Origin of the sequence: Arsenophonus nasoniae (genome assembly GCF_004768525.1) — a bacterium.
Taxonomy (GTDB): Bacteria; Pseudomonadota; Gammaproteobacteria; order Enterobacterales; family Enterobacteriaceae; genus Arsenophonus; species Arsenophonus nasoniae.
Genome location: NZ_CP038620.1, coordinates 21,817 through 46,285, shown reverse-complemented (window position 1 = coordinate 46,285; position 24,469 = coordinate 21,817). Strand labels below are relative to the sequence as shown.

General features: G+C 39.5%; 31 protein-coding genes. 5 read left to right on the top strand and 26 right to left on the bottom strand.

Annotation, left to right across the window (positions count from 1 at the left end; translation table 11 throughout):
- Nucleotides 1-190 precede the first annotated feature (190 nt).
- Nucleotides 191-832, bottom strand: a complete 642-nt coding sequence (locus ArsFIN_RS24035; RefSeq protein WP_167876778.1) for a helix-turn-helix transcriptional regulator — start codon at nt 830-832, stop codon at nt 191-193.
- Between the two features lie 243 nt (nt 833-1,075).
- Here ArsFIN_RS24035 and ArsFIN_RS24030 point away from each other — a divergent pair, with 243 nt between their 5' ends.
- Nucleotides 1,076-2,368 carry a purine-cytosine permease family protein gene (locus ArsFIN_RS24030; protein ID WP_026823387.1) on the top strand — a complete coding sequence of 431 codons (1,293 nt, stop codon included), beginning with the start codon at nt 1,076-1,078 and terminating at the stop codon, nt 2,366-2,368.
- An 829-nt stretch (nt 2,369-3,197) separates the two neighbouring features.
- Here ArsFIN_RS24030 and ArsFIN_RS24025 read toward each other — a convergent pair.
- The 14 genes from ArsFIN_RS24025 to ArsFIN_RS23970 all read right to left on the bottom strand — a co-directional run bounded on the left by ArsFIN_RS24025 (nt 3,198) and on the right by ArsFIN_RS23970 (nt 11,855).
- Nucleotides 3,198-3,773: a hypothetical protein gene (locus ArsFIN_RS24025; protein ID WP_026823388.1), complete on the bottom strand. Its 576-nt coding sequence runs from the start codon at nt 3,771-3,773 to the stop codon at nt 3,198-3,200.
- A gap of 86 nt (nt 3,774-3,859) precedes the next feature.
- The gene (locus ArsFIN_RS24020; RefSeq protein ID WP_026823389.1) at nt 3,860-4,738 is read right to left on the bottom strand and encodes a hypothetical protein; all 879 of its coding nucleotides are present in this window, start codon (nt 4,736-4,738) and stop codon (nt 3,860-3,862) included.
- A gap of 107 nt (nt 4,739-4,845) precedes the next feature.
- Complete coding sequence (locus ArsFIN_RS24015) at nt 4,846-5,778, bottom strand: restriction endonuclease (RefSeq protein ID WP_026823390.1); 933 nt, start codon at nt 5,776-5,778, stop codon at nt 4,846-4,848.
- Nucleotides 5,779-6,048: 270 nt separating this feature from the next.
- A complete protein-coding gene (locus ArsFIN_RS24010) occupies nt 6,049-6,417 on the bottom strand; it encodes a hypothetical protein (RefSeq protein ID WP_026823391.1) in 369 nt (122 codons plus the stop codon).
- Entirely contained in the window at nt 6,395-6,988 is a 594-nt protein-coding gene (locus tag ArsFIN_RS24005; RefSeq protein ID WP_026823392.1) for a hypothetical protein, read from the bottom strand. Before ArsFIN_RS24005 ends, ArsFIN_RS24010 begins: the two co-directional genes overlap by 23 nt.
- Nucleotides 6,989-6,990: 2 nt before the next feature.
- Complete coding sequence (gene lepB, locus ArsFIN_RS24000; protein WP_135678964.1) at nt 6,991-7,746, bottom strand: signal peptidase I; 756 nt, start codon at nt 7,744-7,746, stop codon at nt 6,991-6,993.
- A 48-nt stretch (nt 7,747-7,794) separates the two neighbouring features.
- Nucleotides 7,795-8,229 carry a hypothetical protein gene (locus ArsFIN_RS23995; protein ID WP_026823394.1) on the bottom strand — a complete coding sequence of 145 codons (435 nt, stop codon included), beginning with the start codon at nt 8,227-8,229 and terminating at the stop codon, nt 7,795-7,797.
- A 1-nt stretch (nt 8,230) separates the two neighbouring features.
- The gene (locus ArsFIN_RS26815) at nt 8,231-8,407 is read right to left on the bottom strand and encodes a hypothetical protein (RefSeq protein WP_167876777.1); all 177 of its coding nucleotides are present in this window, start codon (nt 8,405-8,407) and stop codon (nt 8,231-8,233) included.
- 49 nt (nt 8,408-8,456) lie between these two features.
- Nucleotides 8,457-8,615 carry a hypothetical protein gene (locus ArsFIN_RS26810; RefSeq protein ID WP_155846998.1) on the bottom strand — a complete coding sequence of 53 codons (159 nt, stop codon included), beginning with the start codon at nt 8,613-8,615 and terminating at the stop codon, nt 8,457-8,459.
- The gene (locus ArsFIN_RS23990; protein ID WP_051297076.1) at nt 8,612-9,577 is read right to left on the bottom strand and encodes a tyrosine-type recombinase/integrase; all 966 of its coding nucleotides are present in this window, start codon (nt 9,575-9,577) and stop codon (nt 8,612-8,614) included. The genes ArsFIN_RS26810 and ArsFIN_RS23990 overlap by 4 nt, the downstream gene beginning before the upstream one ends.
- Nucleotides 9,578-10,021: 444 nt before the next feature.
- Nucleotides 10,022-10,426, bottom strand: a complete 405-nt coding sequence (vapC, locus tag ArsFIN_RS23985; RefSeq protein ID WP_026823396.1) for a type II toxin-antitoxin system tRNA(fMet)-specific endonuclease VapC — start codon at nt 10,424-10,426, stop codon at nt 10,022-10,024.
- On the bottom strand, nt 10,419-10,658 hold the full coding sequence (gene vapB / locus ArsFIN_RS23980) for a type II toxin-antitoxin system VapB family antitoxin (RefSeq protein WP_026823397.1): 240 nt from the start codon (nt 10,656-10,658) through the stop codon (nt 10,419-10,421). Before vapB ends, vapC begins: the two co-directional genes overlap by 8 nt.
- Before the next feature lie 106 nt (nt 10,659-10,764).
- Nucleotides 10,765-11,148 carry a hypothetical protein gene (locus ArsFIN_RS23975; protein WP_026823398.1) on the bottom strand — a complete coding sequence of 128 codons (384 nt, stop codon included), beginning with the start codon at nt 11,146-11,148 and terminating at the stop codon, nt 10,765-10,767.
- Between the two features lie 17 nt (nt 11,149-11,165).
- Entirely contained in the window at nt 11,166-11,855 is a 690-nt protein-coding gene (locus ArsFIN_RS23970) for a hypothetical protein (RefSeq protein ID WP_026823399.1), read from the bottom strand.
- A gap of 451 nt (nt 11,856-12,306) precedes the next feature.
- Here ArsFIN_RS23970 and ArsFIN_RS23965 point away from each other — a divergent pair.
- From ArsFIN_RS23965 to istB, 3 genes are all read left to right on the top strand, one after another.
- Nucleotides 12,307-13,466, top strand: a protein-coding gene (locus tag ArsFIN_RS23965) for an IS3 family transposase (protein ID WP_135677411.1) whose coding sequence is annotated in 2 segments (ribosomal slippage) — nt 12,307-12,586 and nt 12,586-13,466 — 1,161 coding nt in all. Because the reading frame shifts where the segments join, the coding sequence is not laid out codon by codon here.
- Complete coding sequence (istA, locus tag ArsFIN_RS23960) at nt 13,456-14,511, top strand: IS21 family transposase (protein ID WP_135678962.1); 1,056 nt, start codon at nt 13,456-13,458, stop codon at nt 14,509-14,511. Before ArsFIN_RS23965 ends, istA begins: the two co-directional genes overlap by 11 nt.
- Nucleotides 14,498-15,259, top strand: a complete 762-nt coding sequence (gene istB, locus ArsFIN_RS23955; protein WP_135677409.1) for an IS21-like element helper ATPase IstB — start codon at nt 14,498-14,500, stop codon at nt 15,257-15,259. The genes istA and istB overlap by 14 nt, the downstream gene beginning before the upstream one ends.
- Here the strand turns inward: istB and ArsFIN_RS23950 are convergent.
- The 11 genes from ArsFIN_RS23950 to ArsFIN_RS23910 all read right to left on the bottom strand — a co-directional run bounded on the left by ArsFIN_RS23950 (nt 15,159) and on the right by ArsFIN_RS23910 (nt 21,500).
- Entirely contained in the window at nt 15,159-16,346 is a 1,188-nt protein-coding gene (locus ArsFIN_RS23950; RefSeq protein ID WP_051297172.1) for a ParB/RepB/Spo0J family partition protein, read from the bottom strand. The genes istB and ArsFIN_RS23950 overlap by 101 nt on opposite strands.
- 85 nt (nt 16,347-16,431) lie before the next feature.
- A complete protein-coding gene (locus ArsFIN_RS23945) occupies nt 16,432-16,935 on the bottom strand; it encodes a hypothetical protein (RefSeq protein ID WP_026823980.1) in 504 nt (167 codons plus the stop codon).
- The gene (locus tag ArsFIN_RS23940) at nt 16,932-17,222 is read right to left on the bottom strand and encodes an LptM family lipoprotein (RefSeq protein ID WP_026823981.1); all 291 of its coding nucleotides are present in this window, start codon (nt 17,220-17,222) and stop codon (nt 16,932-16,934) included. The genes ArsFIN_RS23945 and ArsFIN_RS23940 overlap by 4 nt, the downstream gene beginning before the upstream one ends.
- On the bottom strand, nt 17,107-17,379 hold the full coding sequence (locus ArsFIN_RS29060; RefSeq protein ID WP_071846911.1) for a hypothetical protein: 273 nt from the start codon (nt 17,377-17,379) through the stop codon (nt 17,107-17,109). Before ArsFIN_RS29060 ends, ArsFIN_RS23940 begins: the two co-directional genes overlap by 116 nt.
- 14 nt (nt 17,380-17,393) lie before the next feature.
- Nucleotides 17,394-17,525 (bottom strand): hypothetical protein, encoded by a 132-nt coding sequence (locus ArsFIN_RS28460; RefSeq protein ID WP_276324687.1) that lies wholly within the window; start codon nt 17,523-17,525, stop codon nt 17,394-17,396.
- 39 nt (nt 17,526-17,564) lie between these two features.
- A complete protein-coding gene (locus ArsFIN_RS23930; RefSeq protein ID WP_026823982.1) occupies nt 17,565-17,756 on the bottom strand; it encodes a hypothetical protein in 192 nt (63 codons plus the stop codon).
- Nucleotides 17,753-18,301, bottom strand: a complete 549-nt coding sequence (locus tag ArsFIN_RS23925; RefSeq protein WP_051297173.1) for a ProQ/FINO family protein — start codon at nt 18,299-18,301, stop codon at nt 17,753-17,755. Before ArsFIN_RS23925 ends, ArsFIN_RS23930 begins: the two co-directional genes overlap by 4 nt.
- Before the next feature lie 2 nt (nt 18,302-18,303).
- Nucleotides 18,304-19,248 (bottom strand): Rpn family recombination-promoting nuclease/putative transposase, encoded by a 945-nt coding sequence (locus tag ArsFIN_RS23920; RefSeq protein WP_135678960.1) that lies wholly within the window; start codon nt 19,246-19,248, stop codon nt 18,304-18,306.
- Nucleotides 19,245-20,189 carry a replication initiator protein A gene (locus ArsFIN_RS23915; protein ID WP_135678959.1) on the bottom strand — a complete coding sequence of 315 codons (945 nt, stop codon included), beginning with the start codon at nt 20,187-20,189 and terminating at the stop codon, nt 19,245-19,247. The genes ArsFIN_RS23920 and ArsFIN_RS23915 overlap by 4 nt, the downstream gene beginning before the upstream one ends.
- Before the next feature lie 487 nt (nt 20,190-20,676).
- Nucleotides 20,677-20,898 carry a hypothetical protein gene (locus tag ArsFIN_RS26805; protein WP_167876776.1) on the bottom strand — a complete coding sequence of 74 codons (222 nt, stop codon included), beginning with the start codon at nt 20,896-20,898 and terminating at the stop codon, nt 20,677-20,679.
- A gap of 233 nt (nt 20,899-21,131) precedes the next feature.
- A complete protein-coding gene (locus ArsFIN_RS23910) occupies nt 21,132-21,500 on the bottom strand; it encodes a hypothetical protein (protein WP_026823126.1) in 369 nt (122 codons plus the stop codon).
- A 140-nt stretch (nt 21,501-21,640) separates the two neighbouring features.
- Between ArsFIN_RS23910 and traN the strand changes: the two genes are divergently transcribed.
- Nucleotides 21,641-24,424, top strand: a complete 2,784-nt coding sequence (gene traN, locus ArsFIN_RS23905; protein ID WP_051297046.1) for a conjugal transfer mating pair stabilization protein TraN — start codon at nt 21,641-21,643, stop codon at nt 24,422-24,424.
- Nucleotides 24,425-24,469: the final 45 nt, after the last annotated feature.

Below are 24,469 nucleotides of genomic sequence, written 5' to 3'. Positions count from 1 at the left end.
TTTCAGCTGCCCCATCCAGCCCACCATAGAAGAGATGAGCGAAGGATGCCGGCACTATACTACATGCCGGTCTTGATTCTACGGGGTGATAATCCCGATCTCTAACTTCTCAGAGACATTTTTAGATTACTTACTTTTTTTTAAAAAAACACACCTAAATATTAGGTGTTTAGCTATAAAAAATAAATCACTAATTGATTAACTGTACGCCTTTGCGAATAAAATCAGTAGGAATATATCTATCTAGCCCTGTATGTTTACAATATTCAATTAGCTGAAAATTACTATGAACATCAGCTTTTTTATAGATTAATTTCAAATGCCCTTCAACTGTTTGATAAGAAATGTCTAATCTTTTCGCTATTTCTTTAGCAGTGAGCCGTTGTTGTGCCCAAAAAATAACTTCCAATTCTCTTTTGGTGAAGGTGTCATTAGGCGCATCAAATTGAATAGTGTTTCTATTTAACCGATTCATATAATACAAACATGTAGGGATCTCGATAGCTCTTCCATGACAAACAAGACCAATTATTTGATTTTTATCATCATAAAGAGGGCTTTTATTGCAAAGATGGGGAACCTGATTATTACTCTTTCCATAATAATGAATTTCGATGGCTGATAACATTTTGTTTTTTTCAATAACATTTTTATCATGCTCAACAAGCTCAGGCCAAAGATCTTGACTTGATTGCAATGGAACTTCCTTATCTAACCTACCCTCCATACTAAATCCACTAGGTACATTAAAATAACTTAATGCAGTATTATTCATGTAAATATATCGTGATTCAGTATCCTTTATGAACCAATGTTCTTCGCTATGTTCCATAAAAGATATAAGCGATTGAGGCGACGATGAATATCGTTTAATGCTATTTTGGATGCTAGTCATAATATTGATTCTCCATTTCACTTATTCTAACTTAAGAATAGTTAATTAAATAAGGATAACACACCTAAAAATTAGGTGTATTTGTTATAAGTTTCTTACTAAGGTTAAATTTTAGAATGTTTTTTATTTCCAATAAGAAAATGTTTTCTGATGCAACCATATAACCAAGGATGAAGAAAAATGATAAAAAGAAAAATATCGGAGGATACTTACTCTCTTGATAGAGTTCCAAAGGAAGCAAGAGTTAGTTTAGTTAATGTAACTTTGGTGCGTATGGGAATGGCAACAGCTTTATCACAGTTTATGTTAGGCGCCACTTTAGGCCATGGAATGACCTTCTGGAACGCTATGCTTGCGACATGTTTAGGTAGTTTACTTTTGGAATTTGTTGCTCTTGGCCTTGGTCTTGCAGGGATGAAAGAAGGATTATCAATTAGTCTTCTTGCAAGATGGACTGGATTTGGGCGTTTAGGGTCAGCATTAATCGGGTTGGCAATAGCAATTAGCCTTCTTGGTTGGTTTGGCGTGCAAAATTCAATTCTTGCGGAAGGACTATCTTATGCATTAGATTACAAAATTAACTTTGGGTGGATAACTGCTTTTTCAGGAATATTATTAACTGTATTAGTCGCTTTTGGTTTTCGAGCATTGAGTTGGACAGCAAAAATTTCAGTTCCTTTGTTTTGTTTGGTTGTCGGATGGATTATTTTTTACTTATTTAAAGATGGATGCTATTTAGATTTAATGAATTCTTCACCAAAAGGTAATCCACTGACACTTGGAGAAGGAACTACGATCATATCAGGAGTAGTTATTATTGGCGCATTAATTACGCCCGATATAAGCCGATACTGTAAAAATAATAATCATGTGTTTTGGATGATAACATTATCAGTTATTGTTGGTGAATTTATTATTAATGCAATTGCCATATTAATGGCGCATGCATTAGAGACCGCTGATATTGTAACTATAATGACACATAGCGCAGGATGGATAGGTCTACTATCAGTAATATTATCCGCAATAAAAATAAATGATATTAATTTATATTCTTCATCACTTGGATTATCTAATACAATAAAAATAATTAGCAAGAAAAAAACAAATTATGTTTTTTTGACAGTATCTTTAGGAATGATAGGAACATCATTATCGGTGTTTGGTATTTTAAACTATTTCGTTGATTTCCTTTCCATGCTTGGCGTTATTTTCCCCCCAATAGCAGGTGTGATGCTGGTTGACTACTATATTTTGAAAACGAGTCGGAAATTATTAGACGAAACTAGAGAACAAGGATTACTGCCGAATGATTCATCGACTCATCTCATTGGCTGGTCGGCTATTATTGCCTGTATTGTTGGAACTTTTGTTGGTGTAATCTTTAGATTTGGCATCCCTTCTTTAAATTCTATTCTGGTGGCTGGAATTACTTATTGGCTATTAATGAAATTTAGGAAGCAAGTTGAATAAATAGTCTAGTGCCCACAACAAATTAAGTCTATATTTTACTGATAAACAATTGATTATTATATTTAATCATAAATTTTAAAAGGCTCTCATCTAAAAACACCTAAGACTTAGGTGTTTTTTATTTTGTATATGTTACTTATATTTAATTTAAATAAAAATATTAATTGAACTTTAATTCCAACACTAGGGAAATATCGAAGCATAGTAATTTAAAATCTTCATATTTCTATTATTAATATAGATAATAATTATTTTAATAATAAATAAAGGAGAATAATATGTGGGTATTAATTATTACTATGTTTTCAACTCCTTATTCAACAAATAATTTTGCCAGTATTCATACTCAGAAATTTAAAACATAACAAGGTTGTCAGCTTGCAGTAAAGGAATTTAGAAATAATTTTGAGAATGAATCACTAAACTACCTTGATTCCAAAGCCTTTTGTATTAAAGATGATGTAAATACAAGTAAATAATAAATTGTTATTTGATTGAATTTAAAATAGATATTGTTAGTCACCTCCTGACTTTTTAACTTTCAATATCTAATTTATTGGTACAGTTTTATTTCTGTACCAATATTTTTTTATTAAAGATAGATGATCCTATTGAATCTATTGGTGACTTCCATGATCTTTATTTTATTCGTTAGCCGTAATTTCATTCAGCCTTGCAGATAATTCCGGTTGTTCTTCAACACTTAATGTACTGTTGTCTATCCCATCTCCTGATGATTTCGTTTCCGTAGGTTGATGAGTACGGATTTGGTTGTTATTTTTCCCTTTAGAAGCGTTTTTTTATCACTAGTGGATCAATGCCTGAAAACTTAAAACAGGTTCTGTAGGTTATCTTTGTTGATGATTTTTTCTAAGTGTCGGTTAACTAGCAATTTCAAAATGATTCTTTCATAACCAAGATAATCCGAATGATGAAGGTTAGCGATGTACGCAGCTTCCGTCATAGTTAATCCGGTCACGTTTTTTTCATAATCTAAAATACGTCTAACTGCTTCGGACTCTGCACCTTGCTTTAATGTGAATACTTCATTGGCGGTGCAATGTTTTGGTAGCTGTTTTCTGTTGATAGCGGTTGGGTTGACTGCCCCAAAATAATTATGGTTTTTTTCTTTTTTTGTCAGATTAATATCCGCCATGTTCAACCGTACATTCTCGCACGGATCAACAATCATCCCATCTTCCGTTTCTATCCAAGCATACTCTATGTACTCAGTAGCAAACGGCAGATTGGTTTCTGGCGCGGTAATAAGCTCTTTTTGGTATGTTCCTATCACCGATTCCCCGCGCACAAGGCGGTTGTCGGTCAAGTGACGACATAGGACGTAGGAGTAAGGGATCATCATTACTTCATCAGTCACTTCGATGATATTAATTTTATTTTTCATAGAGAGAACTCTTGTGGTAAAAAAAAGCCCCAAACGGGGGCATAAAAAAATGACTTACAATGTTGAATGCTACATGGGTACATAATCTACTTTTTGGCGATTGTTGATTTCTTGGTGTTGCTGATATATCGGATAGAGTCTGTTCTTTCAGAGGGCGTAGTCGCATTCAATAATATAAAAGTATAGTTTTTGCCCCCAGTCGTTACAAACAGGTCAGTACCGCCCCAACTCTCAACATTTGTGTTTTTTGACAGCAACAAGACGTTGTTTGGTAACAGACGAAGTTTATATGAATCACTATCATCCGATCCGTTAATAAAGTAATCGAGAGTCGTAATATCTTTCTGGTTTTTTTGCTTACCAAGAAATATTTTCACAGAAAAGTTTTTGTACAAATATATTTTGGTTTGTTCACCCTCATTGTAAGGGATCATTACCTGTTGACCTTCATAACTGATATTTTGTTGTGAGTCTTGTTCCGATGTTTTCCCGTTAATTGCATTGTGGTATAGATCGGATAATTGTTTTTCTTGCTGTTCTTTGGTTGTGACATAATCTTTTTTAAATGCGTCAGGATCAGGAGTTAACTCCGTTGAACCCGCATTTGCTTCTGATGCGCTCTCAGCGGCTTTGTTTGCCTCTAGTGCAGGAGGTAGCTCAGTTGAACTCGCATTTGCTTCTGGTGCAGGAGTTGACTCACTGGTTGCCGTTTGCGCTTGTGGATCTTTCTTGTCCTCGCTCTTGAATACAGCTACGGAGCTATCAAGATCACTGTAGAAGTCTACAGTTTCAGGGATTTCTTTATCTGATGTTGTCGGTTTTAAATAGAGTAAAGCGGCAACTGCAACGAGAACCACTATCAGTACAATGAGGTATCGCCCTTTTTTCTTATCTAGCTTAAATTTTTTTTCTTTGCCAGCAATAAATGAGCTACCTATTGTGTTTTTGTTTTCGTCTGGTTTCATCGTGCCTCAGCCTTTTAAACAATCTGTTAATATTGTTGTGATGGTATCTTAAATAAAATGTCGTTTTATTGAGTTAAGCGTCATAGGATGGCTTTAATCCCTTAATTTTAGTTTTTCGAGTTCAAAAAGTGATTCACTATCTCATTACCGTCTATCAACGTGAGCCTGTCAGCGACTTGTTGCCTGAATAGAATAGCGTCATTCGAGAACGATCCCGAAGTCACTAAAAAAACGTGAGTGGCTTCTTTATCTGCTTCCAATACGCCAATCATTTCCCTTGCCACTGCGATTCCAACCTGTTCTGTTTTCCAGTGTTTACATTGTGCAATGGCTTTCATGCCGTCCTTTTGCAGGATAATATCTTTCACGTTGTCTAGACCGTACTTTGTCGTTTGGGCTTCAAACCCTTTGCTTTTGAACAACTCCCTGACAAATTCCTCAAACTCACGCCAAGAGAGCGTTCGGATAAACTCCAAAGTTTCTTTGCTTTGCGTGGCTTGCCTAATAACGCCAGTGAACATGGTTTGTTGCTTATATCGGTACAGGGAGGTTGTTGCATAGAGGGCGATCAGATATAGCGTGATGGCGTGAATCAAGCCTACTATAAAATAGCCATAGGCATTTATGTGATCGCGATTGAAGTAGGTATTAATGATGTTTTCACTACGAAATATCGCCAGTGCATCTCTAACCTCAAAAACACCGTAATGAACTATAAGCCGTGCAAAAACATAGTCATAGCCCATAAAAAATATTGCTAATATCGTAATGATAATAATAGGTATCGTCATATACGGATTTAAAAAAGGAGATTTTATTTTAACGTTGATTGTCGCCCACTCAGGGTTCCCTTTTTTGTAAAGCCGAACGACTTTCGCATACGGGGATAGGGTTATCACCCCCAAGTAAGGGATCACCAATCCAATCAATAAAACGATAAAGTGAAAATCCATGAAAACAGCACCCGCGATATAAAGAGCACACAGAAACAGATGTATATTCAGTGGCGGTGTTTTCTTCCTGTAACGTCTTCTTTTCATTTTTTACCTTGATTTTATTGCATGAACGTCAGTGTTTGAAAAGTCAACCTAGCACTCGCATCGATCACATGTATGCCTTCATTGGTGATTATTTGTTGCCCGTTCATGTATTGAATATATTCCGTTCCTAGCACAGTCCTCATATCCGCAGAAGCGACTTTACTGTATGTTTTTGCTAGCAAATAGGTGAGTGAATATCCTATGAAAAGCAGTTTTCACATTGCTGTTGCGGATAATGCGGTGAACAATACCGTGCTGGTGATTAAGTGTTCAATTGGCATAATCACCTTCGTTTTCATAGCAACTCATGTCAAATACGGACCACATCAGACCCGATGATGTATTATGCTTTTTCAGCAGCATGGAACACGGCATAGTTGAAAGGCTTACTTTCATTATAGTTTCCTGACTCCCATCCAAAAAATAAAAGTCTTTTATTTTTCGGTTATCTAGGTTCAGTTCGTTTCTCACTATCAACAATTCATCACTTTTTTTACTGAATCCAGTAAAATCTTGATATTTGCTGTTCGCGTAAGCCAATTCGGTATTGCGGGTATTTGTGTTTGCCCCGCAGCCCGTTAACAACAGACAAACAACACCGCATATAACCGTTAAATTAGATCGGATGCCTAACTTCACTCAATAATCCCTTCATGTAGAGCTTTTTAAACTCGCTCGCTTTTATCTCCCACCAGTCATTTTCATCTAACTTTTTGTAATTTATGTCATTATCCAAAATCAGAGTTGGATAAATAAGAATAAGCTCGTCTTCCACCAACCACGCCTGACTATGCGTTTCGATGCCAATGTGCTTCGCTATCGAAAACGCATCTAAGGTGTATGTCACAGCATGGCTGAACGAGTGATTTTCCTTGTTCCCGTAAGTGTCTTTTACTTTCATCGAATGTAAGGCGGACTGACTATATTCTGAGAGTTTTTGGTAGAAGTCTGAATGTTTACCCTGTTCTGTAAAAGACATGATTGAACCGACTTTGGAAATTTCCACAAAATCATTTACATTCACAATACCCAGTGATTGTGAGCGAAAAAAAAATATTGGGATCATTAAATCAATCCCCATAAATTTACCAAACCCAGCCCCAACACATGATATTTTTGTATTGGTTTTCCAGTCGTCATAGACGTTCAGAGCGTCTTTATACCTTTCCACCAGATTTTTATTACTGGTTTTAAAGGTTAATGAAATCATTGTTACTTCTCTCCTTTTTTTTGAGCATCACCCATTATATTTAATCCCAAGCGTCCAAAATCAAAATCCTCTTTAAAAAAGGGGATGTTAATCGCGGTTTCCATGTAGCGACTGATTATGTTTTTTGTCGGCAATAAGCCCCTCAATTCTTTCGGTGTACCCACTGGATTTTCCCAATAGCGAGAATCCCAAGAATTATCTCTGTTGTCTCCCATGACAAAAACATACCCGTCTGGAACGTGCCAAGTGGTGTATATAGGCTCAACAAACGGTTTATTCCTGTCGGTCATATATTGATATGTTTTACCGTCACGATCTTGTATTCCTTCGTATATTATATTGAAATTGTTTTTTTCTTTTTCAATTCTAACGGGTTTTCTATTAACCAGTATTTCTTTGTTCGTATTAAAAGAAACGGTATCCCCCGCAACTCCAACGATGCGTTTAACATAAATAAAGCTAGGAAACGCAGAAGGATGAAATATCACAACATCTCCCCTGTATAGCTTGTCACGGCGATCTTTGTAGGGTAAGGAGAGCGTTAAATCGCCCGAATGGATGGTTGGAGACATTGAGGCTGTCGGCACAATGTAAAAATCAAGAAAGAATGATTTAACGATGCTTACAACTGCCATGCAAACTAATAGTGCGATAGAAAAAAAATGTATTTTCTTTTTTTTCAGGTAACGCCTCATTTCAAATAGGATCACCGCAACGGCAAGCACATACATGAGAATATTTTTCAGTTGATGATTCAATCATACGATAGTACCGAATAGTTTTTTTGTTTTCTGGCGGTTTACCGCTTAATCTTTGCCCTTAATGATTAGATTTCTATGTTTTGCGTAGTCAACAATATATTCAATATATTTGATGAAAAAAGTTAATATGACAGGCTTTACGTGGATTAGATTAAGTGTTCTGATTTTTCCGTTATTCTCCAGCGTCAGTGAAAAATTCCTCGCGTCCTCATGTGTAGAGGCTCGAATGATATTCGGGATCTCGCGCTTAATTGGCAGCATGAAGTAGGAATAGCAACAAATTGGAGGCACAAAAGCCAGAACCAGTGTGGTGCTTTTCGCCATAAACTCAAAAATAGGCACATGAAAAATCGTACCCACACAGTATAATATCAGCGCAATATAGAATATCTGACGGGAAATGACTCTCGCGGTTGGGATAGACCAAAACGCCCCATACGAAAAAACAAATAATGAAAAATACATTTTTAAAACTTTCATGTCATTCACTCCACCACTCAGGGGAAATCAAATTGTGACCGTCCACTTGCCATCCGTGCTTAATCAGGTTTCTTTTGGTGTGGGTGGGTTTATCAAAAAACAGCGACATTTCAATAACTCTTGGTTTTTCAGATTTATTTTCAGTTAAACTTACCAACCAGATATACTTAAGCGCCATGTTGTAGGGCGTAGGGTGTCTGTCACCGCTGATAGTGTCCACTTAAATTTTAATGGACACTATCAGCGCTGGATTGACGATGATCTGACAAACGTCCCACACGAGGCGCTTCAGTGTAACTTGCTATTTTTTCGACAAAAAACGGTGCTCTCAGGGTGTTAAACCGTTTCGTATGTTCTGATGCCGTCCACAACATTATATCTCTCATGTTTTTTTTCCAAACGAAAAGTTTAGCGCAGCAGCCTCTAAACGCTTGATACTCCGTTTGTCGTATTGTTGAGTCGTTACCACGCTGGCGTGACCCAGAGCTTCTTTTACTGTCAGTATATCTTCGCCATTTTCCAGTAGTAATGAAGCGTAGGATCGCCGTAAATCATGCGGTGTGAATAATTTAAGTGACAGTTTTGTAACGAGTTGTTTAATAATAAAGCCAATTCCGTTTGTGGTAAGCCTGTCACTGGTTACATCATCGTTTTTTCGGATCCGAGTAAATAGTGGTCCACTATGATCGCCCCTCACCGTGTCTACCCACAGAGACATTCGCTTGGCAGTTTCAGGCGGCATATAGTTGATCCGTTCCTTGTTGCCTTTCCCGTGTATGTCGATTTTGTTATTTTCAAAATCAATATGGTCTATATCGAGGTCAGCCACTTCTGAACGCCTCAACCCACAGCCGAACATGAGCGATATGAGCGCAGCATCCCGTATCGCAGCTCCCGTAGTCTGAATATCCAAAAAAGTAAAAAGATGTTTAATTTCAGTACATTCCAGCATTCTACCCCGACTTATCCGTGCGCCCCTAATTCTCTTTATGTTTTTTACATCATGGTAATTGTCTGCATCCATCAGTCGTGACGCTCTAGCTTCTTCGGCAACCCCTTTAATAGCACAGAGAATGAGGTTAATGGTATTTGGGGCTTTGTGTTCGTTCAGTAGCCGTTGGAGAACCACCTGTATCATATCCCTCGTCAGCGAGGACCAGTCAAAATGCAACGGTTCGTTGCACCCGAACATCGAAGAAACGGTAGTCAGACAGGAACGCATCGTTTTTTGGCTCTTCTTCGATCTCAACCGTAACAAATAACTCAGTGCAGGATTGTTCGGTGATTTCGTTTTGTTTTTTACATAACCGATTGTTGTTACAGCATCACATAAAATCAACTCATTCATAACGCTCTCCGTGAACCCGAAATCTTCACTCGAAAAAAAAGAAAATTTTTGTCGTATAAATTCGCTAATATTCCTCTACTACCGCCCTAAAACGCTCATAGAATTTTCCTTACTGTATTAAATACATATTTAACCAAGTAACGTTGCTTTTAAAAATCCGTCAAAAAAAACGGAGTTGTCACCCTGTAAACTATTTTCGCAGTTAACTGTTATCAACAAAAATAAAACCACTATGGCAGCTAATCCAATCGGTCAATGTCTCACATAGTTTGAAAACGTAAAAAGCATTTTTAAATTTCGTGCTGTTGCAACCACTCACATTAAATAATAATGTAATTTACTTTCTTAAATATTGCACCTTCATCCTCGCATCGTTGGCGGACTCGATGGTAAAAACCGATTTCAAACAAAAATACTGATGATGTTAGCTCTGCGTAACATCTCTTATAATTGTGTCCAGTCTTCGATTCTTAACCCCTCAACTCTTTCAAACTCTCTAGTGTTGTTTGTTACTACAACAAGCCCTTTGCTTCTGGCATGAGCGGCTATATGTAAGTCATTGTCACCAATTGGTTTTTCTTTTTTTTCAAAATTAGCCTTTATATCACCGTAATGAAATGCAGCTTGTTCGTCATAAGGTAAAACGGTTAATCGAGAAACAAAGTCATTAACTGTTGCTAAATTTTTAGCAGAGTTCATGCTTTTTTCAGCACCAAAAATTAGCTCTGCAAACGTTATCGCAGATATAGCCAGTTGATTAGTATGTTGATTGAATTTAGGCAATAGCGATACTGGTTTCCGTTTAATCGTAAATATAACGATATTTGTATCGAGTAAATATTTAATCAAAGGATTCTCTTTCGCTTGTTATCTGTTCAGTTCTGTTTGATAAAAAATCATCCGTTACAGACTGCTCTGATAAGAAAAAACTATCCCATGCGTTTTGTACAGGAGAAATGATGCGTTCTTTACCCTTCACTCGAACAATAACGTCTTTAACATCATCAGGAAAACGTGTGTCTGCTGGCAGTCGAACATTTTGAGTTCGATTGCTCATAAAAACTTTACCTTGCTGTATCATAGTTCACATCCTCCTAATGCTTGCCATATAGCATATGTATATAGCAAGCATTAGGATACACGCAAGAGCAGATAAACGATAGAATATTTTTTCATACAGCCCCCCATTAATTAAGTATTAGCTCTATTTTTTTCTGCACCTTATTAGCCCAATTTTCGGAGTTACCGCAATCGTTTTCTGCAACCACGAGCCGTAACACCTTGCTGTAGACACTCGCACCGACCATATGCTTGACGCTGTTCAGATACCCGTAGAGTGCGTCAGTCACAATCACATCATCTGGACTCAGGGTTTGACCGCAAACCCGACTGCGGATCTGAATAATGTCGTTTACTACGCTCATACATTCAGGGCAGCTTTGCTTGTAGGCGGTCAAATCCTTGTAGGTATACCCCTTTGTACCTTGTTTTTGAGAATAGTCTTCTACAGTTGCTGCCCCGATGCCAGCGCAAAGGAGAATGAAAAGCAGAATTAATTTTGTCTTTTTCATTTTCATTTTCGTGCGAATTAATTGGTCTTTGTGGCGTTTAAATAACGAATGTCTTCTTCAATCTGCTGTTCGGCAGTATCTAATACCTTTTCCAGTTCTTCCGGCGTTTTGGCTTGCAATACATCCTGCATTTTTTCTTCCAGCAACATGCCTTTTAGTATTCGCGTACCCACCATCAGCATGTTGGTGTAAACTTCTATACGGCTGTTCTCGTATCCATCACACAGACAATTCAGCATATCCAGCACACCATGATACATCAGCGATTCTTCATGGGTTGTGATCCCTAACGGTGCAAGGTAAGTCGCTATGTGGGATGCCTCTTGCAGCTTTGACCGTGCTTTTACTAGTGCAAACGACAGCATCGCTTGTTCACGTAGGAATTGACGTTTCTCCACCTCGCCAGCGTTCATATTCTCCTTTTTTAACGCAGCCCGAAACTCCTGTTCAAAGCCCTTAAACGTAGCTCTTACCCGTTCCCGTAAAAAGTCAACTTCTTCACTGATGAGGGGCATATCAGTGAGATGGGTTGGCGTGTATTGCGCGAGGAGCGCTTTAATATCGACTTTTCTACCGTCAGATACCGCATAATCGATATTTTGGGTAATCATCATGTAGTGCTTAACCATTTCTCTCAGTACGAGATTTCGCTCAATTAATTCTTGTGATGAAGCAGTATGAGCATTAAATGATTCTGTCTTTTTCATTTTTAAATGTCCTTTTTTAACAGTTACATTTTCCCCGATTGCTTACTGTTGGAATGAAAAGTTAAAATACTGTTTTTTACGTTTTCTGACTTTGTAAGACAGTTCATTAACTAGGCTGACTATTCTAATATACTACCAGTGGGATCACGGCTCTTTCGCATCGTCAGGCTGGTTTGGTACTTCTAATTCTGTATCGCCAGACAGCTTAATCACGCCCTCGCTGGCATCGTCAGACAACACAACAACAGCTTCTCCCGTATCGGCTGGTGTCACCGATCATGCAAAACTGATCCACTAACGATCATCTAAAACTGATCCACTTGGTATTATTCGCACATTTTTGTACGGATAATTTATGTTAACCAAGGAGATATTTGTGGATATTGTAGTGGTCTAATAAAACTGTAGAGATTTATAGCTTATAATTAAGCAAAATCTTATAGGTATAAATATGACCCGAAAAGTAAAAGTAACCTTTAGCGGAAAGCAAAAACTGGAATATGCAAAACTCATGGTTGAAGGTGGATATAGCAATATCCAAGTTGAAAAAATATCCGGTGCGGGTAAATCTGCCGTATCACGATGGAAGCAACAATATCTTGCCGAGTTAAATGGGAATACGCCTGTAAAATCAAAAGCGTTAACACCCGAGCAACAGCGCATACAAGAATTAGAAGTTCAACTTAAGCGTGCTCAGAGGGATAATGACATATTAAAAAAAGCCGCGGCTTACTTCATCCTCGACAATCAAAACTCAAAATCGTGAAGCAACTGAAAATCATGTACCCCAATTTTACGGTCACTGAGTTATGCCATCTTTTTGAAGTAAGCAGCAGTAGTTTTTATTATGAAACGAAAATACCGACAGTTGAAAATGAAAGACTGTGTGGCGAAATCAAACGTATTTTTTATACATCGGGTCAAATTTATGGCAAAAGACGTATTCAAGCCGAGTTAAAGGGTTTAGGGCACCAAATTGGCACTTATAAAATATCGAACATCATGAAATTAAATCAATTAGTTGCAATTAGACCAACGAAAAAGCACTACTATCACTCATCGGGTAACGAACATCGATATGCCCCTAATTTGCTTAAACGACAATTTTCCCCTGAACAGCATAATCACTATTATGTCGGGGATATCACGTATATTAGACATCACTATGGGTGGAGCTATTTAGCCTGTGTGTTGGATTTAGCCACCAAAGAAATTATTGGTTATGCCTTATCAACAAAACCGGATTCGAAATTAGTGAAAGAAGCCTTAGATAACGCAATTGAACGGCAATTACCGGATACGACAAGTTTGATGTTCCATTCAGATCAAGGTTGCCAATATTCATCGGAGGAGTTTAGGGCGCACCTCTTTGAACGGAAAATAACTCAAAGCATGAGTCGGCGAGGTAATTGCCTCGATAATGCCGTGATGGAAAGATTTTTTAGGAGTTTAAAGACAGAAAGACTTAACCGTTTATCGTTTATGAATCATCAATCTGTTGTCTGTGAAGTTGAAAATTATATTCAGTTTTACAATTATTATCGACGCCATTCAACGATTGGTTATTTAACGCCACATCAAAAATATCATGAACTAAAAAATGCCGCTTAGATCTTCTACAGAATTTGTTGACCATTACAATATTCATGTTCGCTTTGCACAAGGACAAAGCCTTCGAAAAATTGCCAGTGAGTTGGGTATATCCCGTAACACCGTAAAACATCATTTACAACAACAGACAATGCCAACTTATGCTAAAAGAAGTCAACAACCGACTAAATTATCCCCCTTTAAACCTTATTTGCTTCAGCGAATTGAACTGGCTAAACCTGATTGGATCCCTGCAACAGTCTTATTTGATGAGGTAGTTGAAAACGGCTATCAAGGTGGTATTGCTCAATTACGCCGATTTGTTTGTCAATTTAAACCAAGCATTGTTCCCGAAGTAGTCGTCCGTTTTGAAACACAGCCAGGTCAACAAATGCAAATCGACTTCACCAGCATCCGGCGAGGTAAAAAATCGCTGAAAGCGTTTGTTGCAACGCTAGGCTATTCGCGTGCGAGTTATGTAAAGTTCTTTGATAATGAACGAGCAGAATCGTGGCAGCAAGGTTTAAGAGAAGCTTTCGACTACTTTGGTGGTGTACCACAGGAAGTATTGTGTGATAACGCAAAATCCCTCATCATCGAACGGGATGCTTATGCAGAAGGTGATCATAAATTACATGTCGAAATGCTTCAAATGTCGAAAGATTACGGGTTTAAATTGAAGGCTTGCAAGCCCTACAGGGCAAAAACGAAAGGGAAAGTAGAGCGCTTTAACCACTATTTAAAAAACAGCTTTATCGTGCCATTAAACACCGACCTTCGTGCTCATAATCTTGAACTGGATATTGAAATAGCTAATGCAAAAGTGGGTCCATGGTTACAACGCGTTGCCCATCAGCGAATTCATGGAACAACGTTAGAGAAGCCAGCAGATAGATTAGCTAAGGAAGTTAAGTCTCTTCTACCCTTACCAGCAAGGGTTTGCCAATCTATCCCACAGACTAATACGCTTAATATCCCTATCGTACCGCCCCTTGAATCTGTCAGTTTGCAACACTCAATCAGCGTATACGAAGCATTACTGGGAGGTGAACATGTTATTGCATGAACAAATTGAACACCTGTGTGAGTCATTGAAATTAAATTCTATTCCGACTCATTGGTCATCACTTGCCGAAAAATGCATTGCCCAAGACAAAAGCTACGGAGAGTTTTTACTGTCCCTGTTAAAATGTGAGCAACAACAACGAGATGAACGAACTCGTAATCTTTTGAGTCGGATGGCAGGATTCCCAGCACATAAAGAACTTAATACGTTCGATTTTAAGTTTGCAACGGGGATCCCCAAACAACACATACAGGAATTAAGCGCATTAACGTTTATTGAACGTAATGAAAATGTCGTGTTGCTTGGCCCAAGCGGTGTAGGCAAAACGCATTTAGCTATTGGGTTAGGATTAAAAGCAGTACAGGCCAAGAAGAAAACCCGCTTTACCACGGCAGCTGAACTGATGTTGCAACTCTCAACTGCCAAACGACAAAATAAGCTCAAACAATATCTATCACGTTCGGTGATGGCCCCGAAGTTGTTGATTATCGATGAGATTGGATACCTGCCGTTTGGGCGAGAAGAAGCAAACCTGTTTTTCAATGTGATTGCCAAGCGTTATGAGCATGGCAGTGTCATATTGACGAGTAACCTATCATTTGGGCAATGGCCAAGTGCTTTTGCTGATGACGCAACATTAACTGCCGCTATGCTTGATCGTTTACTTCATCATTCGCATGTACTGCAATTAAGCGGTGAAAGCTACCGATTGAAAGATAAGCGGCGCTCAGGAGCAATAACTGAGTAAAACAGTGGATCAATTTTGATTGATCGGATTTAGATAAAAAGTGGATCAGTTTTCGGTGATCGTTGACAGCTGGCACAGCAAACGCAACTTCTTCCACCTTTTCTTCTGTCTCCCGTGCCGATTGTTCCCACTTGGTTAACACATCATTCAGTAGGGTAAGCACATCTTTCGGCACAATCAGACTGACCTTTTCTTCCTTCTCATCGACGCTGTTGAGCGCATTCTCAACTTCGTTTTGGATCGCACTCAGGGATGAAAAGCACGATACCAATTCCTTTTTGGTAAAAGGCACTTTGTTTTTGGACGGTACGCTGCGGCGCGTAATTTTGGATTTCCCCGTCGCTTGAGCTTTCTGCAAACCTTTCATCATCACATCGTAGGCATTTTTGCCGTTACCCTCACACTCCACGATGATTTCTATCGCCAAATCTGCGGTAATCAGGTTCGATTTCACTAGTTGGGTAATATTCGCATCTCCACAGCGATAAAGGCGTAACAGGCGTTCTATCGTGACCAACGTATTGCCTGTTTTTTTGCTGATCTGTTTTTTGTTCCATCCCCAATTCATCAGGCGGTAAAACCCTTCCGCCTTTTCCAATGGCGTGAGTGGCTTCCCTTCGGCAGACGTGATCATGTTAATCACTTCGTCCTGTACTGACCCTATAAACTCGGAAACCGGGACAAACCCAATATCAACCCCTGCCGCTTTTGCCATCTGGAGTGCGAGGTAACGGTGATGCCCGTCAATGATTTTTAAGCGTTGCTCACCGTCAACAAGAATGACTTTCACCGACAATGGCGGAACATACACGCCAGATTGGTATGATTTGAGGAAATTTCTAGCATGTTCTTCATCAATATCACGCAGATTAAAGCCTTCTTCGATATACAGACTGTCAGGCGGTACATTGAAAATGCTGCTGGCATTGCTCACGCTCTCTTTATGGGAGGATGCGTATTTTTTAAGCGGTATAATTGTCGTTTCGTCAGTCGTTACTTTCGTTTCTGTCGCTTCCGTATCTTTGTTCATGGCGACGATAGTGTCTTTATTTAATTTATTTTCAGTGGCTTGCGTATTATTTCTCATTATTCCTCTCTCCAATGGACTATGCGCGTCCACCATATCACAAAGAAAAAGGTATTTTTTTCAACTTACCACCGATTTTCTCCCCTTAACCGTACAGGTACACAAGCGCAGACGAATTGAGTTCTTCTGGTTCACCCACCTCATCGGGAATCAACGTAGCATCAAACAGTATTGATAAGTATCTTTTGCTTTTTTTGATGTACTCACAACATGCGACAGCCAAGTCACCAACGGGTTCCTGATCGAACGTCAGGAGCAAAATCAGCGTGTTGGGTTTCTTCGGGTACTCAAGACCAATCCCAAAGCAATACTGTTTGTTACTTGGTATGTAGTCCATCGAAACCCTTGATTTTGAAAATGATTTAATCAGTTTGTAATTACCACCTTCCGTATCAAACAGCAGTGGTACGGGATTCTCAAGCATCCGTAGGTAGTCCGTTGGTGTGATCTCGTTAAAAATTTCACCGATTTTGTCCTGCCCGTGGGCGCGTACGAAAAAATGCTGTTGGTCTTTTTCCTTATAGGACGGTTTGAAGTTTCTATTGATATCCTCAACGATAGCGTGATGTATATCGAAATTGGTTTTCATTGGTCTTTGTTCCTCGCGTATTGTTTGAAATATTCGATAAAGCCCTTGTCGCTCTCTCTGGTAGCTTTGTCAGCTTCCCGTTGGGCTTCTTCCGCATTCTTTTTCTGCATCTTATCTGCCAGTTCCATGTAGCGTTTAATATTCTCGTCATTCGGCTCTTTCACCACAGCCTCATACGCAGCTTTCTCGCGTTCTTTCAGTGAGTTGATGATTGGCAGCGTTCCGCAACCACTCAACAAAGCCACAAGAGAGACGGCAGTGATATTTGAAAATGTTTTTTTCATCATCTATTTTCCTACGCTGGAGGCTCTGATCCGTATGGTAAAGCGCTAACGGGCCGTACTGGAACTGCTCATCCTGCAATACAATAAAAGGCATAGGCGCGGTGACACACCGCTTCTTACCGTTCGCAAAGCAAAGATTGCCGATAGGCTGCGGTTTCAATGTGCGTCTGACTCTTAATTCATCAGATTGCGGTACAGGTGCAACACCATCACGCCAGAAAAACTGGCTCTGATGGCTGATAAGCGGTCTTCTTTTGGCATCGCATTGACTAGCAATTTTGTTTTTTCATCATTGATTGTATTCACACATTCAACAATTTATATTCTGATTTTTACCTAACCTAATCAGTGATTTATTTTCCCCACTCTTTGGAGGATTTTAAATGCAGCAGATTTTTGTTTTGGAGATATCTTATTCCATTGCCGATACGAAGTAATGACGTTATTTAAAAAACGGATTTCCCAATTTGTTAATTTAGGATATTTTTTCCACAGAGTCGCATTTTCTGCATGAGCAATTAATTCAGACTCTTTCATTTATATTTATTTCGCTTTGCTAAACGTTTCAGGTTATCGTCAACATCCGTTTGAGTGACCTCTCCAACTATCTGACCCTCTTTGTCATAACGAAACGCGCCTAACTGAATAAGCCAACGATAACTGGTATGGTAGCCTATACTCCCTAAACAGGCTCTCAAACGCTTTCTCGCTATCGGTAATGACTTTTCCTTCACCTCTAGCCACATATCTTGCTGTATACCAATTTTCATTGGGCACAACTTGCCATCATGGAAAAGATAAGGCCAAAAAGTGCGGATTTGTGAAATTGCTTCATGTAACGGTAATCGCTTTTTAGGCGGTGTGGACAGTTTTGGAATTTTAACCTTCACTTCCTGTTTAGGTTTAACAACCGGTTTCTTGGGCTGCTGTTTTGCTACCTTTTGGGGTTTCTCTTTTTTTACCTTTTTTTTGGGCGTAGCGTTCACCCAGACCTTTTTACCGTAAACGGGGTTACTTGAGGTCTGTTCTTCCGGTGAAATCTTTCTTGGGCGATTGAGCGTTAATTTCTTGCGTTCTGTCATGGTTAATCTTTAAACAGGTTAGTCATTTCAGTATCAGTCAAGCCCGTAAATTTCATCACAGATTGCCTGTCCATGCCACTTTCCAGCATTTGGCGCGCTATCTTCATCGAAGCCTGTTTCTCGCCCCTTTGTTCGCCAAGATGAATACCTTCTTCACGACCTTTCAAGATACCTTTTTCTATACCTTGTTTCTCGCCCTCTTGCCGTAGCTGCTCTGCAATGGTCATCACTACCTCCCGATAATCAGTCGCTTTCTCCGCAATCTGATACAAAAATTGCTTTGCATCAGAAGTATTTCCTCGTTCTACAATATAACATATTAATCCTCGAAATAGCTCAGGCTCCAATACCCACTGATTGAGCAAGGACGCTATCTCCTGACTTAATTCTAGCATATCGCTGCTGCGGATATGCTTCATCACAAGCTCCATCAGCGCAACGTGCCGATGCGTGACAATCTCCTCGTCAGGGATAACCGTCACGTCAACCAGTGGGAACGTCTGCATATAGACAGACTTTGCCAGTTCTGGATCACCAAAGCAATCCAACCAGTGGGTGCTGTAGGGATAGGGCGAGGTTTTACCCTGATAAAACAGCAGCGGTATCACCACGGGTAAGGTATCATTGCCCTGCTCAAGATGCCGTTGCATGGCAGCAACCGCATACCTTAACAGCCTGAACGCCATCATCTTTTCGGGGCGGCTTTGGTGCTCGATGAGAGTATAGATATACCCCATTCCCGTTGTCGTCTGTACCGAATAGAGCATATCCGAACACTGGCTACGCAAGTCTGGCTCAATAAAACTGCCGGACTCCATCGCCAGTGTACTAAAATCACACAATTGACGAAGTTTTTCAGGTAAATGAATTTTCAGAAAGTCCCTTGCAATCGTGATATCACCGAGGAATTTCTTAAACAGGCTGTCGTGGTGGGATAGTTTACTCAATTTTTAGCCCTTTTTTCTGCCAGTGAATTTTTTAACTTATAAATCTCACGTTTCCCTTTTTCCCGTTGTTGCTCTTTCTCTTCCTGATCCGGCGTCAGATTACGGTTATTAAAAATAACCATATCCGTTTTTGCATCGTAACGAATACTGTAATCTGGCAAGTCATTCGCTTTTTCTAAATTCTTTAACATTCTCTTAAACTCTGCCTTATTCGCTGTGCTTCCTGTTTTCAAATGCAGTTTTTCAAGAGATATGGTAAACTCCCCCTGATTACCACAATGCTTGCGGACTATCTCATAAATTCGTCGATCTACCGCCTTTCTGATACGGAAGTAATCAGGGCTTATTTTTAGCATTTTTTTCTTATGTAATGCCTGATAAAGCCAGTTGGGTAATGTTACCTCAACCATACCAATATCGAGCTTGCCTTTCTTTTCATCAATAATACGCCATTCATCTATTAAGCCAAATCCGATTGATTCCTGCTTTTCATCAGAATAAACAATATTTGTCGTTATTCTTGTTCCTGATAGTCTATCCAATGCTTTTTCCAAATCATTATATGCCCTGCCACATTTAGCTCTATTCGTTGTGACAAAAAAATCATAAGGCGTAAAGCAAATTGTTCTACTAATTGGCTCATTATTATTCATCGATTCCTGCAACTTTGAAATAGAATAAATCCAGACATCTTTATCAAAGACAGTTGCCAAACCAATTTCCGCAGCAGGACGAATTGTCACAGATGTCACTCCATTCTTGTACTCTCGAACTTTCGTATCTCCAGCTTTCAGTGCAAAAAAAGGGTGTTCCATAGTAGCCATCTCATCACGAAAGCTGGAAAGCTCTATCTCGTCGGCGATAAAAAAATCTAGCTCATGTTTGCGGGGGCGTAACGTTTTCAACTTGCTTGCTCTCACTTTGTCAGTATGATCGGTCATAGCCTCAATCCTATCTAGTCTAGGTTTGTTGGTTAGAAGCAACTACATGTTCTCATCATGTGGTTGCTTCGCTGTTCACATCTATTCGACTTTCACACATAGCAAAAAAATCGACCTTTACACATATAATAGCGACTTTTAAACATAAAAACAAAAAAAGATAGCTGAGGCATCTTAAAAAAACTAGATTTGTGTGGATAACCACTCATTAGTTCGACTTTTACACATAAAAGATTCGACTTTTACACATAAGAAATCGACTTTCACACATAATTAATCGACTTTCACACATAGCTAGGCGAAAAAAAATCTTATTTATTATATAGTTGTGTCAGTTTTTTTCCTTTAACTCTTTTAACTTATACATAACTAGTCTTTTAACCGAGTTTCCCCCCCTTGAGCCTGTGGATAACTTCACATCTGACAAACCCATCAGATCCCTAATTTTGCTCTTTCCTGATAAGACTCTCCGTGTCAGTCTCAGGCATCAGTGTGAACGTGCTTCAATCAGCATTTGATGATCTTCCGCTTCCTCGCTTTGGCTGTTCGTTCCTCGTCGCTTCGCTCCTGCGGTACGCCTCAGCCAAAGACTGCGCCGAGCGGTGGAAGTTACAGCAACGTCTTCTTTTTCGATTTTAAGGTGCCTGTAAGCCTCTCTACGATGTTTTCTCCCATCAACCCACTTATTTAGTCTCCTAGTGCTCAGCATCGCGTCTAGGGGCTTACCGACATAATCAATCAGTTAGTATGATCTGACTTATATTTTTGACTGTATTTTAACCAAAATCACTTTGAAATTCCTAGACGTCAAGGATGATGATAAATTTGTCCGATTTGAGTGAACAGGAAAGCATTGAGATTTATTTAATGAATGAGTGTATTAACATTTTCAGCTAATGTATTGGTAGAAAAAGTAAAGCCCTGATTCTGCACTGAAATCTATTAAATAGGAGTAAACAACAAGAAAAATACAACAGCACAAATAGCGACAATACCATAATTTTCAATAAAGCCGTCTAATCCCAATCCAGCAAACATTTTATTGGCGTTGTCACGCTTTCTGACATAAGCCCTTCCATACAAAGCCAAATCTTTTTCGCGTTCAATAGCGCGTTCCCTTTCAATTTGTTGTCTGCTTTTTCTTAACGGTATACTGTTTACACTATCATGTGGTAAGTCAACTTCATCAATCACCCAGTCCATATAGTCATGATAATGAATGTTATTAGGAAAAGCCTCCAACATTTCAGGTGGATATTCAACCAGATTATTTATGTCGTTTAATATTTGATAATCATCGTCAAAATCCATAATCCCTCCAAAGGCGGTTTTTGCGTATTTTGAAAAAACTGCCACATTTTCGTATCGTTTTTTTCTTTATCCGACAAGAAAAAAACTTTGCTTACCGATAGTATAGCCAAAAATACAATTACTTTAAATCAGGAGTGTTCATGTTCCACTGGATGAGAGGTCAGCGCACTTCTGCCATAATCACAAACATATCGCTGGTTGCGTATCTTTCCGTTTTGTTTACACCACTTTATGCGTTTTCAGCAGATACAGTACCGACAACGCCCACAAATCCAAGCGTATACCAGTCAGACAAAATCAACCTAGACGGGGCAAAAGCTGGCACAAAAACTTCACAAGAAGCGATGGACTTCTACAAGTCACTGCCGAACATGAACTTTGATGCTTCTGGTAAATCACAATTTGGTAACGGTCAATCCGTTGATTTTAATACAATATATCCCAAAGACCAAACCAGCCCAACACTGAGTGATATTTCAGGCGTTTACGGAGACGATAAAGGAACAAACGCCATCGGTATCAAAGAGTCGAAAACGCTAAAAACCGAAAAAAGCGCAAAGGGAGAAGCTTACCGCACGATGATAGGCGCATCCCGCCACACGTCTATTGATTTGAAAAAAGAAGATCCAATTTTCAAAGGTCATAATAATTTCATTGAGAACGAACAGAAATTTGTCAATGGTTTGTCAAAATGCGAAACGAAATACGTCTTTGACGAGTTCACCGATAAAAAGCATCTACCAGACTACAAAGAATGCACCAAGACAGTTGATGTTACGGGTCGCTACATCGTAGATCATCCGTTCAGCGCGGGTCTGGTGTCACACAATGCAGGACCAGCCAATATCAAATCATGCGGAGATAATTGCGTGGATATTTGGTTGGGTAAGGTAGGAGATGACTATTGGTATGGTCATTGTCGAATATTTGAAGATTTCATGTCTGTTAATGTGATTAATCCCGAGGCGGTCAAAAAAGCAACAATTACCCGCGCTAAGTGGGATGATTACATGCAAATTTATGTTGGCTCAAAAGATCGCCTCGAAAAAGTATGGGGTGGACCAACCGGAAAAGATGTGTTTCCGCCTGAAACGAAAGGTCGCTGTGAGTTAAGTACCAGTTGGGATCAGAAGCTCAATGTAGATGTGACAAAATATTTCAAAGATGCAAAACCAAATGAAGAAATTTTCTTCAAAAATAGGGTGTCTGTTACTGGTAAAGGTGAAGGGTTTGCACAACTGCGTATTGAGTTCGACAAATCACGGGCTATCACTAATGACGTTTGGACTTCCCCAAATCAGAATGAATTTGATAAAGCAGTAAAAGCTATCAAAGAAGGGTACTGTCAAGATTATCAGGTCATTTGCCATGATAAGATTGTGCCAGATGAAAACCATTGTACCACGATTGATGGCGTAAAAATTTGTGATCCCGATTTTGCCCCGCCTCCACTTCCTCAAATATCCCCTTTCTGCAAACGAGCCGAAGTCATTACCAACTGTGGTAAAGACTTCGGCGTAAACAACACCTGTAAAAATTATGAAAAACAGGGTTGTGCATTCATCAAATCGTCCTGCATTGTGGGTAAAGAAGGGGGGGAATCTGGTTGCTGGCAATCCTCCGAAGTATGGGATTGCGGAAAAGATGTCCCTATCAGCAACGGGCGGTCAAACGAGCAGACCGTATGCGATGGAGAGATGCAATGTTTAGACGGTAAATGCCTTACGCCAGCTACACCGCCAAACGGTGATTTTGCAACGGCAGCAGCTATGCTACACGCTGCAACATTCGCACTGGGCGATACCTCTTGCCAAGATGCAGAAGCCGTGAAAAACGGTGAATCCTCACTCAATACCAATTCATGCGTAGTTTTCCAAGGTGAAGCATTAACGTGTCGTACCGCGATGGGCGGGTGGGTTGACTGTTGCGATCAGCCTGTCGGGGTCAGTTGGATAGAATATGTCAAACTCTCAATGATGACGATGAAAGCTGCCGATGCGCTTGCTGCAAAAGCTGGACTGTTTGAGAGTGGAAAAGGCGTCTTCGACATGGCAAGTGACGCTGCTTTGCAAGCTGTGGACGCTATCACCAAACCCGCTATTTCCGCATTTAACTCCTTTATCGGTAATGCGGGAGCAGACGTAGCCAAAAAAGCGACTGAACAAGGGATTGTGAGTCTGGCAAATGCCGCAATTAATGACCTGACAACGAAAGTGGCTGAATGGACGCTGAAAACATTTGGTGAAGGAGTAACCAATGCCATATTTCAAGGTGCTGCTAATGAAGGAGCGCAAACTGCATCTCAAGCATTGGCTGATAATACAGCACAGCAAGGCGGTCAAGCGGTCGTAGAGTTATCGTCCTCTATTACTACTGCTATCTCCGTTGTCGGCTACGCATACATGGCATACCAGATTGCAAATATGCTGGTTCATATTATATGGTCTTGTAGCGAAGACGAGTTTAAATTAGCGGTCAAAAAAGAAACAAAACTGGCAACGAAAGTGGGTAGTTGGTGTTCCAAAAAGTTGTTAGGGGCATGTATAGAGAAAACTAGTAGTTATTGTGCCTACAACTCTCAAGTAGCGAGGATAATCAATGACTACAACCACAATCAACAGGGTGGTTACGGTGATAAAAAAAATCCAAATTGTGAAGGAATTAAGCTAGGAGATTTGAAAAATGTAGACTTCACTAAAATAGATTTTTCAGAATGGACCGCTACACTGAAAGAAGCTGACATGTTGCCAGACTTCAACAAATTTGACCTCGATAAATACACAGGAAAAGGTAGTGCGTTGAACGCCAACGGAGAACGTTTAAATTCAGTAGAGCGCTTTGAAAAGGGGCTAGATGGTGTGGATATGGAAAAGGTCAGAGAAAAAGCCAAAGACAACTTGAAGGTAACTGAGCAACAGGAATAGGACTTTCTTTAGCAGATTGGCGTTATCTATAATCTAGGTAACACC

Excerpts from the sequence above, each read along its gene's own strand:
- ArsFIN_RS26805 (WP_167876776.1), bottom strand. The coding sequence starts at position 20,898 with ATGCTGAGCACTAGGAGACTAAATAAGTGGGTTGATGGGAGAAAACAT.
- ArsFIN_RS23995 (WP_026823394.1), bottom strand. The coding sequence starts at position 8,229 with ATGAAAGTTTTAAAAATGTATTTTTCATTATTTGTTTTTTCGTATGGG.
- ArsFIN_RS24020 (WP_026823389.1), bottom strand. The coding sequence starts at position 4,738 with ATGAAACCAGACGAAAACAAAAACACAATAGGTAGCTCATTTATTGCT.
- istA (WP_135678962.1), top strand. The coding sequence starts at position 13,456 with ATGCCGCTTAGATCTTCTACAGAATTTGTTGACCATTACAATATTCAT.
- ArsFIN_RS24025 (WP_026823388.1), bottom strand. The coding sequence starts at position 3,773 with ATGAAAAATAAAATTAATATCATCGAAGTGACTGATGAAGTAATGATG.
- ArsFIN_RS23940 (WP_026823981.1), bottom strand. The coding sequence starts at position 17,222 with ATGATGAAAAAAACATTTTCAAATATCACTGCCGTCTCTCTTGTGGCT.
- ArsFIN_RS26810 (WP_155846998.1), bottom strand. The coding sequence starts at position 8,615 with ATGAGAGATATAATGTTGTGGACGGCATCAGAACATACGAAACGGTTT.
- ArsFIN_RS23925 (WP_051297173.1), bottom strand. The coding sequence starts at position 18,301 with ATGACAGAACGCAAGAAATTAACGCTCAATCGCCCAAGAAAGATTTCA.
- ArsFIN_RS26815 (WP_167876777.1), bottom strand. The coding sequence starts at position 8,407 with ATGGCGCTTAAGTATATCTGGTTGGTAAGTTTAACTGAAAATAAATCT.
- ArsFIN_RS24035 (WP_167876778.1), bottom strand. The coding sequence starts at position 832 with ATGGAACATAGCGAAGAACATTGGTTCATAAAGGATACTGAATCACGA.
- ArsFIN_RS23975 (WP_026823398.1), bottom strand. The coding sequence starts at position 11,148 with ATGAAAAAGACAAAATTAATTCTGCTTTTCATTCTCCTTTGCGCTGGC.
- vapB (WP_026823397.1), bottom strand. The coding sequence starts at position 10,658 with ATGATACAGCAAGGTAAAGTTTTTATGAGCAATCGAACTCAAAATGTT.
- istB (WP_135677409.1), top strand. The coding sequence starts at position 14,498 with ATGTTATTGCATGAACAAATTGAACACCTGTGTGAGTCATTGAAATTA.
- ArsFIN_RS23910 (WP_026823126.1), bottom strand. The coding sequence starts at position 21,500 with ATGGATTTTGACGATGATTATCAAATATTAAACGACATAAATAATCTG.
- ArsFIN_RS23990 (WP_051297076.1), bottom strand. The coding sequence starts at position 9,577 with ATGAATGAGTTGATTTTATGTGATGCTGTAACAACAATCGGTTATGTA.
- ArsFIN_RS24015 (WP_026823390.1), bottom strand. The coding sequence starts at position 5,778 with ATGAAAAGAAGACGTTACAGGAAGAAAACACCGCCACTGAATATACAT.
- traN (WP_051297046.1), top strand. The coding sequence starts at position 21,641 with ATGTTCCACTGGATGAGAGGTCAGCGCACTTCTGCCATAATCACAAAC.
- ArsFIN_RS24030 (WP_026823387.1), top strand. The coding sequence starts at position 1,076 with ATGATAAAAAGAAAAATATCGGAGGATACTTACTCTCTTGATAGAGTT.
- ArsFIN_RS23945 (WP_026823980.1), bottom strand. The coding sequence starts at position 16,935 with ATGAAAACCAATTTCGATATACATCACGCTATCGTTGAGGATATCAAT.
- ArsFIN_RS23950 (WP_051297172.1), bottom strand. The coding sequence starts at position 16,346 with ATGAGAAATAATACGCAAGCCACTGAAAATAAATTAAATAAAGACACT.
- ArsFIN_RS23930 (WP_026823982.1), bottom strand. The coding sequence starts at position 17,756 with ATGAAAGAGTCTGAATTAATTGCTCATGCAGAAAATGCGACTCTGTGG.
- ArsFIN_RS23970 (WP_026823399.1), bottom strand. The coding sequence starts at position 11,855 with ATGAAAAAGACAGAATCATTTAATGCTCATACTGCTTCATCACAAGAA.
- ArsFIN_RS24005 (WP_026823392.1), bottom strand. The coding sequence starts at position 6,988 with ATGATTTCATTAACCTTTAAAACCAGTAATAAAAATCTGGTGGAAAGG.
- ArsFIN_RS23915 (WP_135678959.1), bottom strand. The coding sequence starts at position 20,189 with ATGACCGATCATACTGACAAAGTGAGAGCAAGCAAGTTGAAAACGTTA.